Annotated in this window: 1 protein-coding gene; it reads right to left on the bottom strand. The window is 47.7% G+C overall.

Going from position 1 to position 453, the window contains the following annotated elements; translation table 11 throughout:
• Positions 1 to 70 precede the first annotated feature (70 nt).
• A complete protein-coding gene (locus FS736_RS23420) occupies positions 71 to 286 on the bottom strand; it encodes a hypothetical protein (protein ID WP_144481524.1) in 216 nt (71 codons plus the stop codon).
• Positions 287 to 453 lie beyond the last annotated feature (167 nt).

Below are 453 nucleotides of genomic sequence, written 5' to 3'. Positions count from 1 at the left end.
ACACAGGCTTCCATGCCCACCCTACAACCTGGCTCTCCATCGTAAGAAAGTAAAACTATCCCCCTCTCCCCTACTTCACCACCATTTTCCCATTATCCAAAAAGTACATCCCCAAATCCAATAATCCCCCGCAAATCCCCTTCCCATCCACCAATACATCTTTTTCCTCCACCTCCCAACCTCTTCCCCCAACCATTAAAACACCTCTTTTTTCCTTCAGTTCATACTTTTTTCCGTTCCCATTTTCAAAACACATTCTCCCCTTCACTCCATCTCTTAGATTCATCTCCCCTTCCACAATCCCTTCCCATCTCCCCCAACTTCAATCTTCACACTCTCCCATCAAAATTTTTCCTCCCCAATTAACTCCCTTCATCACCATCTTTCTCTCACTTCCCCCTCTCATTTCTACCCCCCCCTCCTCCACCTCTTTCCCCAGCCCCCCCATTCTCC

The organism is Cytobacillus oceanisediminis 2691, assembly GCF_007678455.1.
Classification (GTDB): domain Bacteria; phylum Bacillota; class Bacilli; order Bacillales; family Cytobacillaceae; genus Mesobacillus; species Mesobacillus oceanisediminis_A.
This window is presented reverse-complemented; position numbering and strand designations above follow the sequence as displayed.